Below are 15,398 nucleotides of genomic sequence, written 5' to 3' on the forward strand. Positions count from 1 at the left end.
GGAGCCTTCACGGGGACCGGTGCCTTCACCCGGACCGGGCCCGTGGCGGTCGCTGCCGGGCCCCGGGACGCAGAACGGTCCGCCGCCTGTGTTCGGAGCACAGGGGGCGGACCGTTCGGGCTGTCCTGGTGCGCGCGCCTCCGCGCGGTCCCGGTGGACGCGTACCGGCTCGGGGGTCCGTACGCGGTCGGGTGCCGGCGGTCCGGGCGGCGCTTCGGGCGGTGCCTCCGGCCGCGGTGCGAGCGGCGGTTCAGACGGCGGCCTTCTTCAGGCGGCGCCGCTCGCGCTCCGAGAGGCCGCCCCAGATGCCGAAGCGCTCGTCGTTCTGCAAGGCGTATTCGAGGCATTCGGAGCGGACCTCGCAGGCGAGGCAGACCTTCTTGGCCTCGCGGGTCGAGCCGCCCTTCTCGGGGAAGAAGGACTCGGGATCGGTCTGGGCGCACAGCGCGCGCTCCTGCCAGCCGAGTTCCTCGTCCGCGTCCTCGACCAGCAGTTCCTGGAACAACTCGGTCATGTGCGCCCCTCGTCTGTTCTGTGCGTCCCCGTGGAGTTGCCGTGCGAGCACGGCCGAACGACACGAGTGAAATTACAAGTTCGTGCTCTGTGCGAGTCAAGCCGAGATCTGCTATTGGGCCCCGTATTCACTCTGCGGAACCAAGCGTATGCGCTAAGTGTTCAAATCACCAAAAACCGTGACACATGCCACCGGCGTGACCGTGTGGCACGCCTCCACCAGGAAGGACGACCAGGAGTTGGATCTTGTTGCGATCCAGCCATGGAAGCGACCCGGATCACAGTCCGGTCACGGGCCGCCCCTTGTCCGGACCGACACGCGCGCGCCGCCACGTTCACGGGCATGGTCGAAGCGCCATCTCTCCTGGTCCGCGCATGAGCAAACCTTTCTCCAGAGAGGGCAACCGGATGAGGTGAAACATTACCCCCAAATCGGGCATTGAGTTGACAGTCGGGTGCCCCTCCGGCCACCTTTGATGCCATGCCAGCGACCGCAGCGCCCTCCGCGACCCACGCCCGTGGGTTCCGCCGCGCTGTCCAGGCGCGCTGTTGCTGTTGCTGTCCCAGCTGTTGATGCCGCAGAGCTCCAGCTTCCTCCCCCCAGCGTCACCCGCGTCACTCGTGTCACCGCTCTTTCCGTGACCCCCCACCGCTTCTGTTTCTGCTGAGGAACCACCCCACCCCATGAACATGGACAGCGACCTCCAGATCGCCGGCGACATCATGGAGGTCCCCCACCTCCTCCAGCCCGAGCGCGTCCACCCCGTGACCGTGGCCGATTTCGTCGGCCTCGCGCGCTCGATCGCCGAGGACCGCTCCCAGTGGGCCCCGTACGTCGAGTACGACGCCACCACCCGCTGGTACCACCGTCTGCGCACCGGTCCGGGCTACGAGGTCTGGCTGCTCTCCTGGGTGCCCGGACAGGGCAGCGGGCCGCACGACCACGGCGTCTCCTCCGGCGTCCTCACCGTCCTGGAGGGCGAGCTGACGGAGCGCGCGGACCGGGGCGTCCGGACCCTCGCGGGCGGCGCGCAGCGCGTGTTCGCCCCCGGGTACGTCCACGAGGTCGTCAACGACTCCCTGGAGCCGGCCGTCAGCCTGCACGTCTACTTCCCCGGCCTGACCGAGATGCCCATGCACGAGTCGCTCCGCGCGCAGTGCGCCCCGGTGGCGCCCGCCCCGGCCGCGCCGGGAGTGATCGTCGCCTGACACACTGCCGTACATGCGCATTGTGGTTCTGGCAGGCGGCATCGGTGGTGCCCGTTTCCTTCGCGGCCTCAAGCAGGCCGTGCCGGACGCGGAGATCACGGTCGTCGGCAACACCGGTGACGACATCCATCTCTTCGGGCTGAAGGTCTGCCCCGACCTGGACACGGTGATGTACACCCTCGGGGGCGGCATCGACGAGGAGCAGGGCTGGGGGCGTGAGGACGAGTCCTTCACCGTCAAGGAGGAGCTCGCGGCGTACGGCGTCGGGCCCGAGTGGTTCGGCCTCGGCGACCGGGACTTCGCGACCCACATCGTCCGCACCCAGATGCTCGGCGCGGGCTATCCGCTGAGCGCCGTCACCGAGGCGCTGTGCGCCCGCTGGCGGCCCGGCGTGCGCCTCCTGCCCATGTCCGACGACCGCGTCGAGACCCACGTGGCCATCGAGGTCGACGGGGAGCGGCGGGCGGTGCACTTCCAGGAGTACTGGGTGAAGCTGCGCGCCTCCGTCGACGCGAAGGCCGTCGTGCCGGTCGGCGCGGAGGCCGCGAAGCCCGCGCCGGGCGTCCTGGAGGCGATCGCGGAGGCGGACCTGATCCTCTTCCCGCCGTCCAACCCGGTCGTGTCCGTCGGCACGATCCTGGCCGTGCCCGGGATCCGCGAGGCGGTCGCCGCCGCCGGGGCGCCGGTCGTGGGCCTCTCCCCCATCGTCGGGGACGCGCCCGTGCGCGGCATGGCCGACAAGGTCCTGGCGGCGGTGGGCGTGGAGTCCACGGCGGCGGCGGTGGCCCGGCACTACGGCTCCGAGCTGCTCGACGGCTGGCTCGTGGACACCGTGGACGCGGGCGCGGTCGCGGACGTCGAGGCGGCGGGCATCGCCTGCCGCGCGGTGCCGCTGATGATGACGGACGTGGACGCGACGGCCGCGATGGCCCGCGCGGCGCTCGCCCTTGCCGAGGAGGTACGCGGGTGACCGCCGCCCCCGCCTACCGGGTGTGGGCGCTGCCGGGGCTGCCCGAGGTGGCCGCCGGGGACGACCTGGCCAAGCTGATCGCCTCCGCCTCCCCGGAACTCGCCGACGGGGACGTGCTGCTCGTCACCTCCAAGATCGTGAGCAAGGCGGAGGGGCGGGTGGTCGCCGCCGGCGACCGCGAGGAGGCCATCGACGCCGAGACGGTCCGGGTGGTGGCGCGGCGCGGCGCCCTGCGGATCGTGGAGAACCGGCAGGGGCTCGTCATGGCCGCCGCCGGGGTCGACGCCTCCAACACCCCCGCCGGGACGGTGCTCCTGCTGCCCGAGGACCCGGACGCCTCGGCCCGCCGGATCCGCGAGGGGCTGCGCGAGGCGCTCGGCGTGGACGTGGGCGTCGTCGTCACGGACACCTTCGGGCGCCCCTGGCGCGGCGGGCTCACGGACGTGGCGATCGGGGCGGCCGGGGTGCGGGTCCTGGACGACCTGCGCGGCGGGACCGACGCGCACGGCAATCCGCTGAGCGCGACCGTGGTCGCCACCGCCGACGAACTCGCCGCCGCCGGGGACCTGGTGAAGGGCAAGACCGCCGGGCTTCCGGTGGCCGTCGTCCGGGGCCTGCCGCACGTGGTGGGCGGGGACGGGGAGCCGGGCGCACGCGCGCTCGTGCGGGGTGCCGCCGACGACATGTTCCGGCTGGGCACCTCCGAGGCCGTACGGGAGGCGGTGACGCTGCGGCGGACCGTACGGGAGTTCACGGCCGAGCCGGTCGATCCGGGGGCGGTGCGGCGCGCGGTCGCCGCGGCCGTGACGGCCCCGGCGCCGCACCACACGACGCCGTGGCGGTTCGTGCTCCTGGAGTCGGCGGGGTCGCGGACGCGGCTGCTCGACGCGATGCGGGAGGCGTGGATCGCGGACCTGCGGCGGGACGGGAAGTCCGAGGAGTCGATCGCGAAGCGGGTCCGGCGCGGGGACGTCCTGCGGAACGCGCCGTACCTCGCGGTGCCGTGCCTGGTCATGGACGGCTCCCACCACTACGGCGACCCGCGCCGGGACACCGCCGAGCGCGAGATGTTCCTGGTCGCGGCGGGCGCGGGCGTGCAGAACTTCCTGGTGGCGCTCGCGGGCGAGCGGCTCGGCTCGGCGTGGGTGTCCTCGACGATGTTCTGCCGGGACGTCGTACGGGAGGTCCTCGGGCTCCCGGACGACTGGGACCCGCTCGGGGCGGTCGCGATCGGGCATCCGGCGGCCCCGCCCCGGGAGCGGGCGGCGCGGACGGCCTCGGAGTTCGTCGAGGTGCGCTGACCCACCGGCCGGGCCGGGGTCAGAGGGCCGCGATGTTCCCCGGGGTCATGCGGGGCCCCCGGCGGGGCGGGATCCGGCCGCTGAGGAGGATCAGGCGGGCGGCCCGGTGGCGCTGGCCCGCGTAAGGGGCCAGGAGGTCGAGCATGGCCGCGTCGTCGGCCGTGCGGTCGCCCGCGAGGGCCCAGCCGACGATGCCGGGCAGGTGGTAGTCGCCGGTGGTGACCTCGTCGGGGGCGCCGTGGGAGCGCTGGACCACCTCGGCGCTGGTCCAGGGGCCGACGCCCGGGACCAGCTCCAGGCGCCTGCGGGCCTCGGACGGGGTCATGCCGGCGGCCTCCTCCATGCGGCGGGCCGCCCGGCACACGCGCAGGACCGTCGCGGCCCGCCTGTCGTCCACGCCCGCGCGGTGCCACTCCCAGGACGGGATCAGGGTCCACGCGCGCGCGTCCGGCATGACGTACAGGCCGTCGGGGGCCGGGCCCGGCGCGGGCTCCCCGTACTTCCGCACCAGGAGCCGCCAGGCCCGGTAGGCCTCGTCCGTCGTGACCTTCTGCTCCAGGACCGACGGGATCAGGGACTCCAGGACCAGGCCGGTGCGGACGAGGCGCAGGCCGGGGCGGCGGCGGTGGACGGCGGCGAGCAGCTTGTGGCGGGGCGTGAAGGCGGCCGGGTCGTCCTCGGCGCCGAGCAGCGCCGGGAGGCGGTCCAGGAGCCACTCGGCGCCCCCGCCCCACGCCCGCGCCTCCGCGACGCCGTCCCTCGCGGTGACGCGGAGGGTCCCCGGGCCCCCGGGCGTCCGGCAGGCCCGCCAGAACGAGCCGTCCCGGACCGCCCGGAAGGCGGGGTCCGCCGGGCCCCGGCGCAGGGGACCGAGGGTGAGGCCGAGGTCCGTCCCTCCGGGAAGAGCGAGGGAGCGGACGCGGGGCGCGGGGACGGGGCCGGCGGCCCGTACGGGTGCGGCGGTGGGTCTCTGGGGGAAGCGGCCGGCCATGGGACGAGCGTAGCGGGGGCGGGGGGCGCGGCCGGGGTCCTCGGGGCGGACCGGCGGGGGCCCGGTGCGCCCCCGCCGTCCTCCCGGGCTACTGGTCCGACGAGAAGCGGACCGTGCCCGCCGGGAGGGTGGCGTCGCACCAGACGCGGATGCCGTCGCGGAGTTCGTTGTCGGCGCCGACCCGGGCGCCGTCGCCGATGACCGCCCCGCTGAGGACCGTACGCGCGCCGATGTGGGCGCCCGCGCCGATCAGGGAGTCGGTGATCACCGCGCCCGGTTCGACGACCGCGCCCGCGAGGAGCGTGGAGCCGACGATGCGGGCGCCCTCGCCGACGACCGCGTCCGCGCCGACGACCGTGCCGCCGGTCAGCTTGGCGTCCGGGGCCACGCGCGCCGACGGCAGCACCAGGCGGTCGCCGCAGCGGCCCGGCACGGCCGGGGAGGGCGCGCGGCCCAGGACCAGGTCGGCCGAGCCGCGCACGAAGGCCTGCGGGGTGCCGAGGTCCAGCCAGTACGTGGAGTCGACCATGCCCTGGAGGTGGGCGCCGGAGGCCAGGAGCTCCGGGAAGGTCTCGCGCTCCACCGAGACGGGGCGCCCGGTGGGGATGGTGTCGATGACCGAGCGGCGGAAGACGTACGCGCCCGCGTTGATCTGGTCGGTGACGATCTCCTCCGGCGTCTGCGGCTTCTCCAGGAAGGCCGTGACGCGGCCGGTGGGGTCCGTGGGGACCAGGCCGAAGGCGCGCGGGTCGTCCACCCGGGTCAGGTGGAGCGAGACGTCCGCGCCGGAGGAGGAGTGGGTCTCCACCAGGGCCCCGATGTCGAGGCCCGTGAGGATGTCCCCGTTGAAGATGAGGACCGGGTCGTCGGGCCCCGAGCGCAGGCGCGGGGCCACGTTGCGTATCGCGCCGCCGGTGCCCAGCGGCTCCTCCTCGGTGACGTACTCCAGGCTCAGGCCGAGCGCGGAGCCGTCGCCGAAGTGCGGCTCGAAGACCTCGGCCAGGTAGGAGGTGGCGAGCACGATGTGCTCGACGCCGGCGGCGCGGGCGCGGGCCAGCTGGTGCGTCAGGAAGGGGACGCCCGCCGCCGGGACCATGGGCTTGGGCGTGTTGACCGTGAGGGGCCGCAGCCGTGTCCCCTTGCCACCGACCAGGAGGATCGCTTCTGTCACCTTGTCGTCTCTGCTTCCTGTCCGGGGCCGTCGGCACGTCCGTTTTCGGTCGTCCCTGCGATATGACCGGTCAGTTTATGCAGAGGGTTGCCCCGGCGGTCCCCCCTCTACCTCCCCTGGTACGACGCCGCGCTCGTCCGGGCGGTGCCGAGCTTGCCGTACAGAAGCGATCCGGGGCAGTCCGTGGCGAATCCGTCACGGTGTCCGGCGATGGCGTGGAACTTCACCTTCTTGCCCTTCGCGTACAGGTTTCCGCCGCCCGAGGTCAGGGTCACCGTCCCCTTCGGGTTGATCCCGTGGAGCCCGAGCTTCCAGGCCGTCAGACGGGCGACGGCGGTCACGGAGGCGGCCGGCGGGGCGGTCGTGCTGAAGGTGCCGAGGACGGCGATGCCCATCGTGCTGGTGTTGAACCCGAGGGTGTGGGCGCCGAGCACCGGCTTGTCCACGCCGCCCGCCCGGCCCTCGTAGATGTTTCCGCACTTGTCGACGGCGAAGTTGTAGCCGAAGTCCCGCCACCCGCTGCTCAGGACGTGGTAGCGGTAGATGCTGCGCAGGACGGAGGGGGCCTGGGCGCAGGTGTAGTTGTTGCCGGTGGCGCTGTGGTGGACGAAGGCCGCCTTGATCGTGTTCGTGTACACGAAGGTCTTCTCGCGGATCGACTCGTCCGCGCCCCAGCCCTTGCGGGTGACGATCGCGGGCCGGGGACCGATGTACGGCGCGGCCGCGGCCTGGACCGGCGCCTGCGCCTCGGATCCGGACGCGGGCGTGCGCGGCAGGAACGGAGGCAGGTACGAGGCCATCGCCTCGGTCGCCTCCTTCGACAGGGCCGGGAGCCAGGGCGCGGCGTACGGGGTGAGCGGGGAGGCGAGCGGGGAGTCGACCGCGCCCGTGCCCGCGAAGAAGGCGGGGAGGGCCGGGAAGGCCGGGAAGGCCGGGAGGGCCTGGGTGGTGGTGGGTGCGGCCGCCGCGACCGTCGCGGCCGGGGCGGGGGGCGGCGGGGGCGCGGTGGCCGGTGCGACGGCGGTACGGGTCCGGGGCGGGGCCGCCTGGGACGCCGCCTCCGGGGCCGAATCCGCTGCCAGGACCTGCTCCGTCTCCGTCTCCGTCTCCGCGAACGGCTCCGTCTCCGGGACCGGCTCCGCGAACGCGTCGGCGTCCGTGCCCGGCTCCGCGTCCGGATCAGGGATCCCCTCCGTGCCCGGCTCCGTCTCCAGGACCGGTTCCGTGTCCGCCGTCGTCTCCGGGTCCTCGCCCGGGTCCACGAGTTCCAGGCGCAGGCCGGCCGGGAGCGGCGGTGCGCCGTCCGTCTCGCCCGCCTCCGCCCGTACGCGGATCTCGACGCCGTCCGAGTCGCCGACCCACAGCGGGGTCGTGGAGCCGCGGAGCGCCCGGGAGGTGCCCTCCGCGCTGTCCGGGTCGGCGCCGTGTTCGTCGTTGTGGGTCTCCACGTCCTGCCACTCCGACCAGGTGTCCGTGCCGGTGGCGCGGGTGCGGACCTGGACGGTGCCGTGCAGCGGGGCCCTGGGGTCGTCCCAGACCACGCCCACGAGCGAGAAGGGCTTGACGTCGCGTCGGGTGAGCCCCTGCTCCCCCGCGCCTCCGCCGGACCGCGAGGAGGGGCCGAGCGGGGCGAGCGGCAGGGACTGGGTGGAGCCCGAGAGGTCGGGCGCGGGTGGCAGCGCGGAGGCCGCCGGTGGCTGCCCGAGCACCTCGGCCGCCGCGGGCGCGGCGGAGGAGACCGGCAGGGCGAGTACCGCCGCGCAGGTGACGGCGATCGAGGAGGCGAGTGAGGCACGCATGGGCCGATCGTGCGGAGCGCCACGCCGTTCCGCGCGGCGGAACACCGCCCGGAAAGCGGAGGCCGATCGGTCCGACCGGTGGACGGCGTCACCGGTACGGCGGACCCCGGCGGGCCCTCCCGCGTACGCTGTCCGGCGTGAACGCCAGCGACCGCACCCCCGCCGACCTGCTGCGATCCGCGCTCGCCGCGGACCCCGCCCGCCCCTTGGTCACCTTCTACGACGACGCCACCGGTGAACGGGTGGAATTGTCCGTCGCCACCTTCGCCAATTGGGTGGCCAAGACGGCGAACCTGATCCAGGGCGAGCTGTCCGCCGGACCCGGCGACCGGGTCGCGCTGCTGCTGCCCGCGCACTGGCAGACCGCCGTCTGGCTGCTCGCCTGTTCCTCGGTGGGCGTGACCGTCGAGCTCGGCGGCGACCCCTCGGGCGCGGACGTCGTGGTCGCGGGCCCGGAGACCCTCGACGCGGGTCTGGCCTGCTCCGGGGAGCGGATCGCGCTCTCCCTGGCGCCGCTGGGCCGCCGGTTCCCCGCCGCGCCCGCCGGTTACGCGGACTACGCGGTGGAGGTGCCGAGCCAGGGCGACCGGTTCGCCCCGTTCGTCCCGGTCGATCCGGACGCGCCCGCCCTGGTCGTCGACGGTACGGAGCGCAGTGGCGTCGAGCTCGTCGGGCAGGCCCGCGTGGACGCGGCGACGCTCGGCCTCGGACCCGGCTCCCGGCTGCTGTCCGGGCTCGGCTACGGGGACTGGACCGGCGTCTCGACCGGTCTGTACGCGCCGCTGGCCGCCGGCGGCTCGGTGGTGCTCTGCCGGAACCTGGACCGGCTCGCGCCCGAGGCGTTCGAGAAGCGGGTGGAGAGCGAGCGGGTGACGGACACCGCCGTGTGACCGCGCCGCCGCGCGGCCCCGCCGCCGTACGACCCGGTGGAACCGCACCCGTTCGGCCCAGCGACGGGCCGGGTCCCCGGGTTCGCGCGCCCGGTCCGGTGGATGATCGGTGGAGGGGAGTCGTCTCCTTCCGCACCACCACGCGTCGGGCCCGGCCGGCCCCTTCCCCGGCCGGCGGCCGTCCGGCGCGCCGCCGACGCCACGAAGGACGGACCCAGACGTGACGGACCGCGCAGGCACGCCCGCCGAACCGGACCCCCCGGTGCCCGAGGACGGGGAGCCCGGGGGCGCGGGGGCGGAGGACGCGGCGGGCGGCGGCCCGGAGGGGCCCGCCCCCGGGAAGCGCCGCCACTGGCTGCGCTGGACGGCCCTCGGCGTCTCGGTCGTCGTCCTCGGCGCGGCCGGGGCCGGCTGGTGGTTCTACCGGAAGCTCGACGGCAACATCACCACGGACACCACCGCCGCCGACGAGCTGCGCAGGTACGAGAAGGAGCGGCCGCCGGCCGGTGCCTCGGCCGCCCGGAACATCCTGCTCATCGGCTCGGACACCCGGTCCGGCGAGGGGAACGAGCGGTACGGCAGGGACAAGGGCACGCAGCGCTCCGACACGATGATCCTGCTGCACCTGTCGGCGGGCAGGAAGAGCGCGACCGCCGTCTCCCTCCCCCGCGACCTGATGGTGACGGTCCCCAGCTGCCGCAAGCCGGACGGGACCCGCACCCGGGAGCAGTTCGCGCAGTTCAACCTGGCCTTCGAGGTCGGCGGCACGGCGTGCACGATCCGTACCGTCGAGAAGCTGACCGGGACGCGGGTCGACCACCACATGGTGATCGACTTCCAGGGCTTCAAGAAGATGGTGGACGCCGTGGACGGGGTGGAGGTCTGCCTCAAGGAGCCCGTGGACGACGAGGACGCGCACCTGAAGCTGCCGGCGGGGCGCCAGACGCTCCACGGGGAGCAGGCCCTCGGCTTCGTACGGGCCCGGAAGTCGCTCGGCAACGGCAGCGACACCGAACGCATGGACCGCCAGCAGCAGTTCCTCGGCGCACTCGTCAACAAGGTGCAGAGCAACGGGGTGCTGCTGAACCCGGCCCGGCTCTATCCGGTCCTGGACGCGGCCACGAAGTCGATCACGACCGACGCGGGGCTCGACTCGCTGCGGGACCTCTACGACCTGGCGCGCTCGATGCGGGCGATCCCGACCGAGCGGGTGCAGTTCCTCACGGTCCCCCGCCGCCCGTACACGTACAACGCGAACCGGGACGAACTGGTACAGCCCGCCGCCAGTCAACTCTTCGAGGAGCTGCGGGAGGACAGGCCCGTGGTCGTGAAGCCCGGGGACCCCGGGGAGAAGACCGGGGGCCGGGAGCCCGGCGGCACGGAGGCCACGCCCGGCCCGACCCCGACGCCGACCTTCACCGGACGGAACGCGGCGGAGGGCGCGTGCTCCTGACCGGGAGGGCGCGGAGGGGGTCGTGAGAAGGGCGGGTAAAGGGCGAACCAAGGGGAGGGCGGGGAGGGATGCGGTTTGAGCGGATTGCCCGGTTGTAAGGGGCGTGGAATTTGTCACGGACGTCGCCCCGCGCTGAACTGGGCGGATACTGTGACCCGATCCGGTGTACCCCGACCACGTGGTCGTCACACCTCACCAGGGATCGAACGACCGAGAGAGCGGCGCCCCGTGGGGAAGGCGCCTCGCGTGGCACCGACGGAGGACTCGAGTAACCGTGGACGCGCACAGCCGTGGACGGGCGGACGAGATCGACCCCGCCGACCAGTGGGTGCTCAACCCGCAGACGGGCAACTACGAACTGCGACTGGACCGCTCCGCTGAGCAGCCGGCGGCCCCGTCCCGGCCCCGCGGATCCTCCGCCCCCACGACGGCCTCCGGGAGAGGCACCGCGACCGACGCCCCCGCGAAGGACACCGCCACCGAGGCCCCCGTCCCCGGCCAGCGCCGGCGCAGGGTCCCCGAGCAGACCCGGGGCGGCCGCCAGGCGCCCCCGAGCCGCCGCAGGCCCAAGCAGGGCGCCTCCCGCAAGAAGAAGGCGCTGCTGTGGACCGGCGGCACGATGGCCCTCGTCCTCGTGGGCGGCGCCACCGGCGCGTACCTGCTCTACAACAAGCTGGACGGCAACATCCACGTCGTCGACCCGGTCGGCGTGGAGAGCAAGGGCTTCCGCAAGGGCGAGGCCTTCAACGTCCTGATCATCGGCACCGACAAGCGGACCGGCGCGGGCAACGGCGGCTACGGCGACGCCAACAGCCCCGGCCACGCGGACACCACGATCCTCTTCCACGTCTCCAAGGACCGGACGAACGCCACGGCGCTCTCCATCCCGCGCGACCTGATGACGACGATCCCCGAGTGCCAGACCCGGCAGCCGGACGGGAAGATCCTCACGATCCCCGGCCAGCAGAAGGCCCGCTTCAACGTGAGCCTCGGCCAGGACGGCCGCGACCCCGGCTGCACCATGCGCACGGTCAAGGAGCTGACCGGCCTGGACGTCGACCACTTCATGATGGTCGACTTCAACGCCGTCAAGGAGCTGACCACGGCCGTCGGCGGCGTGAAGGTCTGCGTCGAGAAGCCGGTGAACGACCCCAAGTCGCACCTGAAACTGCCGGCCGGCGAGTCGCTCATCGAGGGCGAGCAGGCGCTCGCCTTCGTCCGCACCCGCTCCAGCTTCGGCAACAAGAGCGACCTGGACCGGATCAAGGTCCAGCAGCAGTTCCTGGGCTCGATGATCCGGCAGATGAAGTCGGACGAGACGCTGACCAGCCCGACGAAGCTGCTCGACCTCGCCGAGGCGGCGACGAAGGCGCTCACCGTCGACAAGGGCATAGGGTCCCTCTCCAAGCTCCAGGACCTGGCCAAGGAACTCTCCGGGATCGACACGAAGAACATCGCGTTCGCGACCCTGCCGGTCATCGACAACCCGGACGAGCCCAAGCCGGTCACCGTGGTGCCGCACCCGACGCAGGCGCCGCAGCTCTTCGCCGCCCTGCAGTCCGACACCTCGCTCACCGAGGTGAAGAAGAAGGAGCAGGACGCCAAGAACGCCCAGTCGCAGGCGCAGGCCGCGCTCCTCAAGGGCGAGCGGTCCACCGCCGCCGACGTGCGCGTCGACGTCTACAACGGCAGCGGCATCCAGGGGGCGGCCCAGTCGACCCTCAGCTGGCTGCAGAACGAGGAGGGCGTGCTCCGCTCGACCAACAGGAGCAACGCCCCCGAGAAGGCGGCGAAGACCACGCTCACCTACGCACCGAACCAGGCCGACCAGGCCCGCAAGCTCGCGGACCTGATGGGCCTGCCCGCCACGGCTCTGAAGCCTGGCACGCAGGATGCCGGGGTACGCGAGCCCATGACGCTCGTCCTCGGCGCCGACTTCAAGGGCGCGGGGGTGCCCGTCACCGGTCCGGCAAAGGCGCCGGACGTCGAGAAGGTAGCAGCTGACCAGCAGGTGTGCGCCAAGTGACCCGGAAACACCGGGACTCGGCGCACTCCTGATTCACGAGGGGACCTGGGGTGGGACAGAGCAGCGTGCGTGGGGAGGGAACGCGGGGAGACGTACCCCGTGCCCGTGAACTGGGCTGGGACGACGACCTGCACGGGGCCGGCGAGGCGACCGGCGCCTCCGAGGAGGCTCCGGCCCCGGACGGCACGACCCGCGCGGAACGGCGGCGCGGCACGGCGGGCGGTGACGCGCGTAGCGGCCGCCGCGGCGGGGGCGGCGGCTCGCGGCGGCGCCCCAAGAACGGCGCCGGGAAGAAGACCGGCAAGCGCAAGGCCCTGCGCTGGGTGGCGATCACCCTGGCGGTGCTGATACTCGGGACGGCCGGCGCCGGATACCTGTACTACGAGCACCTGAACGGCAACATCCGCGGCGGCAGCCGCGCGGGCGGCAACAGCGGCGTCAAGAAGGCCGCGCCGAACGCGCTGGGCGACACCCCGCTGAACATCCTCATGATCGGCTCGGACGACCGGGCCAACGAGAAGAACGTCGCCCTGGGCGGCGGCAAGAACGACCGGGACCGCAAGCCGCTGGCCGACGTGCAGATGCTGCTGCACATCTCGGCGGACCGGGAGAACGCCTCGATCGTCTCCGTCCCGCGCGACACGGTCGTCCCGATCCCCGAGTGCAAGGACAAGGACGGCACGACCTACCCGGCCACGACCAACCGGCCGATCAACGAGAGCCTCCAGCGCGGCGGCCCCGGCTGCACCCTCACCACCTGGGAGAACCTCACCGGGGTCTACATCGACCACTGGATGATGGTCGACTTCGCCGGTGTCGTGGCGATGGCCGACGAGGTCGGCGGCGTCCCGGTCTGCGTGAAGACCGGCGTCCACGACAAGTCGACCCGGCTGGTGAAGGGCGGCTCCGGCCTGAAGCTGCGCAAGGGCACCACCGAGATCCAGGGCGAGCAGGCCCTCCAGTGGCTGCGCACCCGGCACGCGTTCGGCAGCGACCAGAACCGCGCCAAGGCCCAGCACATGTACATGAACGGCATGATGAAGAAGCTCCAGAGCCAGAACGCCTGGAGCGACAGCGGCCGTCTGATGGGTCTGGCCGACACCGCCACGCGGGCCCTCCAGGTCTCCGACGAGATCAAGAGCGTGAAGAAGCTCTTCGACCTGTCGATGCAGCTCAAGAACGTCAAGCTCGACCGTCTGACGACGGCGACGGTCCCGACGAAGCCCTATCCCCTGAACCCCGACGCGTGGCTGGAGATGATCCCGGCGTCCGCCGAGAAGATGTGGACGATGCTCCGTGACGACGTCGCCTTCGACAAGAACGGCGACAAGGCCGGTGCCAAGCCGAAGCCGACGGCCTCCGCGAAGCCGAAGGTGCCCGCCGACGCCCCCGGTTCCTTCGGCGTGACGATCGTCAACGGCACCGACGGCAACGGCGAGCCGGCCGTCCAGGGCCGCGCCCGCTCGCTGGCCGAGACCCTCCAGGGCAAGGGCTTCACGCGGGCCGAGTCCTCCCAGGAGGGCGGTCCCCGCAAGGACACCGTGGTCGTCTATCCCAAGGACGACGGCGACCAGGGCAAGGCGAACGCCCAGTCGGTGGCCAAGGCGCTCGGGCTGCCCGACTCCGCGGTCCGGATCGACGCCAAGGCCGAGGGCATCAAGCTCATCATCGGCGGCGACTGGCGCGAGGGCTCGGTCTACAAGCGGCCGACGCACACCGCGGGCGACCTGCCCGAGGGCGCCGACGACAAGGCGGAGTGCATGGACGTCTACTCGGTCTACCAGTGGGACGGGGAGAGCTGACCCCGCTCCCCCGCGCACACGGCGACGGCCGGACCCCGGAAAGGGGTCCGGCCGTCGCCGTGTGCGGACGCGGACGCGGTCCTCAGACCGTCTCCGTCTCCCCCGCCGTCACCGCCGGGCGGCGGCTCGCGATGACCTTCCTCGCGAGGGAGCGGGGGCTGGTGAGGAAGCCGTAGCCCCAGGACATGTGCATGGTGGCGAGGGCGACCGGGATCTGGAGGCGGGCCTTGAGCGGGAGGCCCTTGCCCGCCGGGACCGAACCGGCGGTGATCGCGGCGAGGTAGCCGGCCGGGACCACGAAGCCGAGCGGGGTGACGAGGGCGCCCACGACCACGCCGGCGGCGATGGCGCAGACGGCGGTCGGCGGGGCCAGGTAGCGGAGGTTGATGGAGCCCTGGTGGTAGCGGGCCACCACGTGGCGCCAACGCCCGTAGTCCTTGTACTGCTTGGCGAGCGCCTTCACCGACGGGCGGGGGCGGTACTGGACGCGCAGCTCCGGCGAGAACCAGATCAGGCCGCCTGCCTCGCGGATCCGGAAGTTCAGCTCCCAGTCCTGGGCGCGGATGAACTCCACGTTGTAGCCGCCCTGCCGCTCCAGGGCCTCGCGCCGGAAGACGCCCAGGTAGACGGTCTCGGCGGGGCCCGCCTCGCCGCCCGTGTGGAAGGCGGCGTTGCCGACGCCGATCTTCGAGGTCATCGCGGCGGCGACCGCGTCCTCCCAGGCGTTCTCGCCCTCGGCGTGCATGATGCCGCCGACGTTCTGCGCGCCGGTCTCCTCCAGGAGCCGCACGGCGGTGGCGATGTAGTTCGGGGAGAGCATCCCGTGGCCGTCGACGCGCACCACGATCGGGTGGCGGGAGGCGCCGATCGCCGCGTTGAGCGCGGCGGGCGTACGACCGGTGGGGTTCGGCACGGTCTTGACGCGGGGGTCCTCGCGGACGAGTTCGGCGGCGATCTCGTCGGTGCGGTCCGTGGACGGGCCGAGCGCGATCACCACCTCCATCTCGCCGTCGTACTCCTGCTCCAGGATGTGGCGGACGGAGTTGCGCAGGTGCCGCTCCTCGTTGAGGACCGGCATGATCACGGAGACGGGGGGCAGCATGGTTCCTCGGCGGTGCGGGAGGGGTGTCCCCCGCGAGACGGAGACGGTGTTTTCGTCCGCCACGTTACCGCGAACGGGGGACACGGGTGCGCGCCGCACGGGTGGCGGCCCCTTGCGCTGATCGTATGGGCCTACGGTGCTCACGGCCCCCTTGTCCCACCCGCGGAGGTG

The 15,398-nt window shown here is 73.3% G+C and carries 12 protein-coding genes; 7 read left to right on the top strand and 5 right to left on the bottom strand.

What is annotated here, in order from left to right; all coding sequences use genetic code 11:
• Positions 1-250: 250 nt before the first annotated feature.
• Entirely contained in the window at positions 251-514 is a 264-nt protein-coding gene (locus tag ACIQVI_RS27650; RefSeq protein WP_015033978.1) for a WhiB family transcriptional regulator, read from the bottom strand.
• Positions 515-1,197: 683 nt separating this feature from the next.
• Between ACIQVI_RS27650 and ACIQVI_RS27655 the strand changes: the two genes are divergently transcribed.
• The 3 genes from ACIQVI_RS27655 to ACIQVI_RS27665 are packed head-to-tail and all read left to right on the top strand — an operon-like array spanning position 1,198 to position 3,993.
• Positions 1,198-1,722 carry a cupin domain-containing protein gene (locus tag ACIQVI_RS27655; protein ID WP_403600617.1) on the top strand — a complete coding sequence of 175 codons (525 nt, stop codon included), beginning with the start codon at positions 1,198-1,200 and terminating at the stop codon, positions 1,720-1,722.
• Positions 1,723-1,735: 13 nt separating this feature from the next.
• Positions 1,736-2,692, top strand: a complete 957-nt coding sequence (gene cofD, locus ACIQVI_RS27660; RefSeq protein ID WP_403600620.1) for a 2-phospho-L-lactate transferase — start codon at positions 1,736-1,738, stop codon at positions 2,690-2,692.
• Positions 2,689-3,993 (top strand): coenzyme F420-0:L-glutamate ligase, encoded by a 1,305-nt coding sequence (locus tag ACIQVI_RS27665; RefSeq protein WP_403600623.1) that lies wholly within the window; start codon positions 2,689-2,691, stop codon positions 3,991-3,993. The genes cofD and ACIQVI_RS27665 overlap by 4 nt, the downstream gene beginning before the upstream one ends.
• 19 nt (positions 3,994-4,012) lie before the next feature.
• Here the strand turns inward: ACIQVI_RS27665 and ACIQVI_RS27670 are convergent, their stop codons facing one another.
• From ACIQVI_RS27670 to ACIQVI_RS27680, 3 genes are all read right to left on the bottom strand, one after another.
• A complete protein-coding gene (locus tag ACIQVI_RS27670; RefSeq protein WP_403600626.1) occupies positions 4,013-4,984 on the bottom strand; it encodes a DNA-3-methyladenine glycosylase family protein in 972 nt (323 codons plus the stop codon).
• An 88-nt stretch (positions 4,985-5,072) separates the two neighbouring features.
• Positions 5,073-6,155 (bottom strand): NDP-sugar synthase, encoded by a 1,083-nt coding sequence (locus ACIQVI_RS27675; RefSeq protein WP_351970546.1) that lies wholly within the window; start codon positions 6,153-6,155, stop codon positions 5,073-5,075.
• A gap of 107 nt (positions 6,156-6,262) precedes the next feature.
• Positions 6,263-7,954, bottom strand: coding sequence for an N-acetylmuramoyl-L-alanine amidase (locus tag ACIQVI_RS27680; RefSeq protein WP_403600629.1), 1,692 nt, complete (start codon positions 7,952-7,954; stop codon positions 6,263-6,265).
• Positions 7,955-8,091: 137 nt separating this feature from the next.
• On the opposite strand from ACIQVI_RS27680, the gene ACIQVI_RS27685 reads away from it, so the two are divergent.
• The 4 genes from ACIQVI_RS27685 to ACIQVI_RS27700 all read left to right on the top strand — a co-directional run bounded on the left by ACIQVI_RS27685 (position 8,092) and on the right by ACIQVI_RS27700 (position 14,125).
• Positions 8,092-8,844, top strand: coding sequence for a TIGR03089 family protein (locus ACIQVI_RS27685; RefSeq protein WP_403600632.1), 753 nt, complete (start codon positions 8,092-8,094; stop codon positions 8,842-8,844).
• 220 nt (positions 8,845-9,064) lie between these two features.
• Entirely contained in the window at positions 9,065-10,297 is a 1,233-nt protein-coding gene (locus tag ACIQVI_RS27690) for an LCP family protein (RefSeq protein WP_351970549.1), read from the top strand.
• 274 nt (positions 10,298-10,571) lie between these two features.
• The gene (locus ACIQVI_RS27695; RefSeq protein ID WP_403600635.1) at positions 10,572-12,323 is read left to right on the top strand and encodes an LCP family protein; all 1,752 of its coding nucleotides are present in this window, start codon (positions 10,572-10,574) and stop codon (positions 12,321-12,323) included.
• A gap of 50 nt (positions 12,324-12,373) precedes the next feature.
• Positions 12,374-14,125, top strand: a complete 1,752-nt coding sequence (locus tag ACIQVI_RS27700) for an LCP family protein (protein WP_403600638.1) — start codon at positions 12,374-12,376, stop codon at positions 14,123-14,125.
• Between the two features lie 82 nt (positions 14,126-14,207).
• Here ACIQVI_RS27700 and ACIQVI_RS27705 read toward each other — a convergent pair whose 3' ends face one another.
• On the bottom strand, positions 14,208-15,227 hold the full coding sequence (locus ACIQVI_RS27705) for a glycosyltransferase family 2 protein (RefSeq protein WP_403600641.1): 1,020 nt from the start codon (positions 15,225-15,227) through the stop codon (positions 14,208-14,210).
• Positions 15,228-15,398 lie beyond the last annotated feature (171 nt).

Origin of the sequence: Streptomyces sp. NPDC098101 (assembly GCF_044760185.1) — a bacterium.
Lineage (GTDB): Bacteria > Actinomycetota > Actinomycetes > Streptomycetales > Streptomycetaceae > Streptomyces.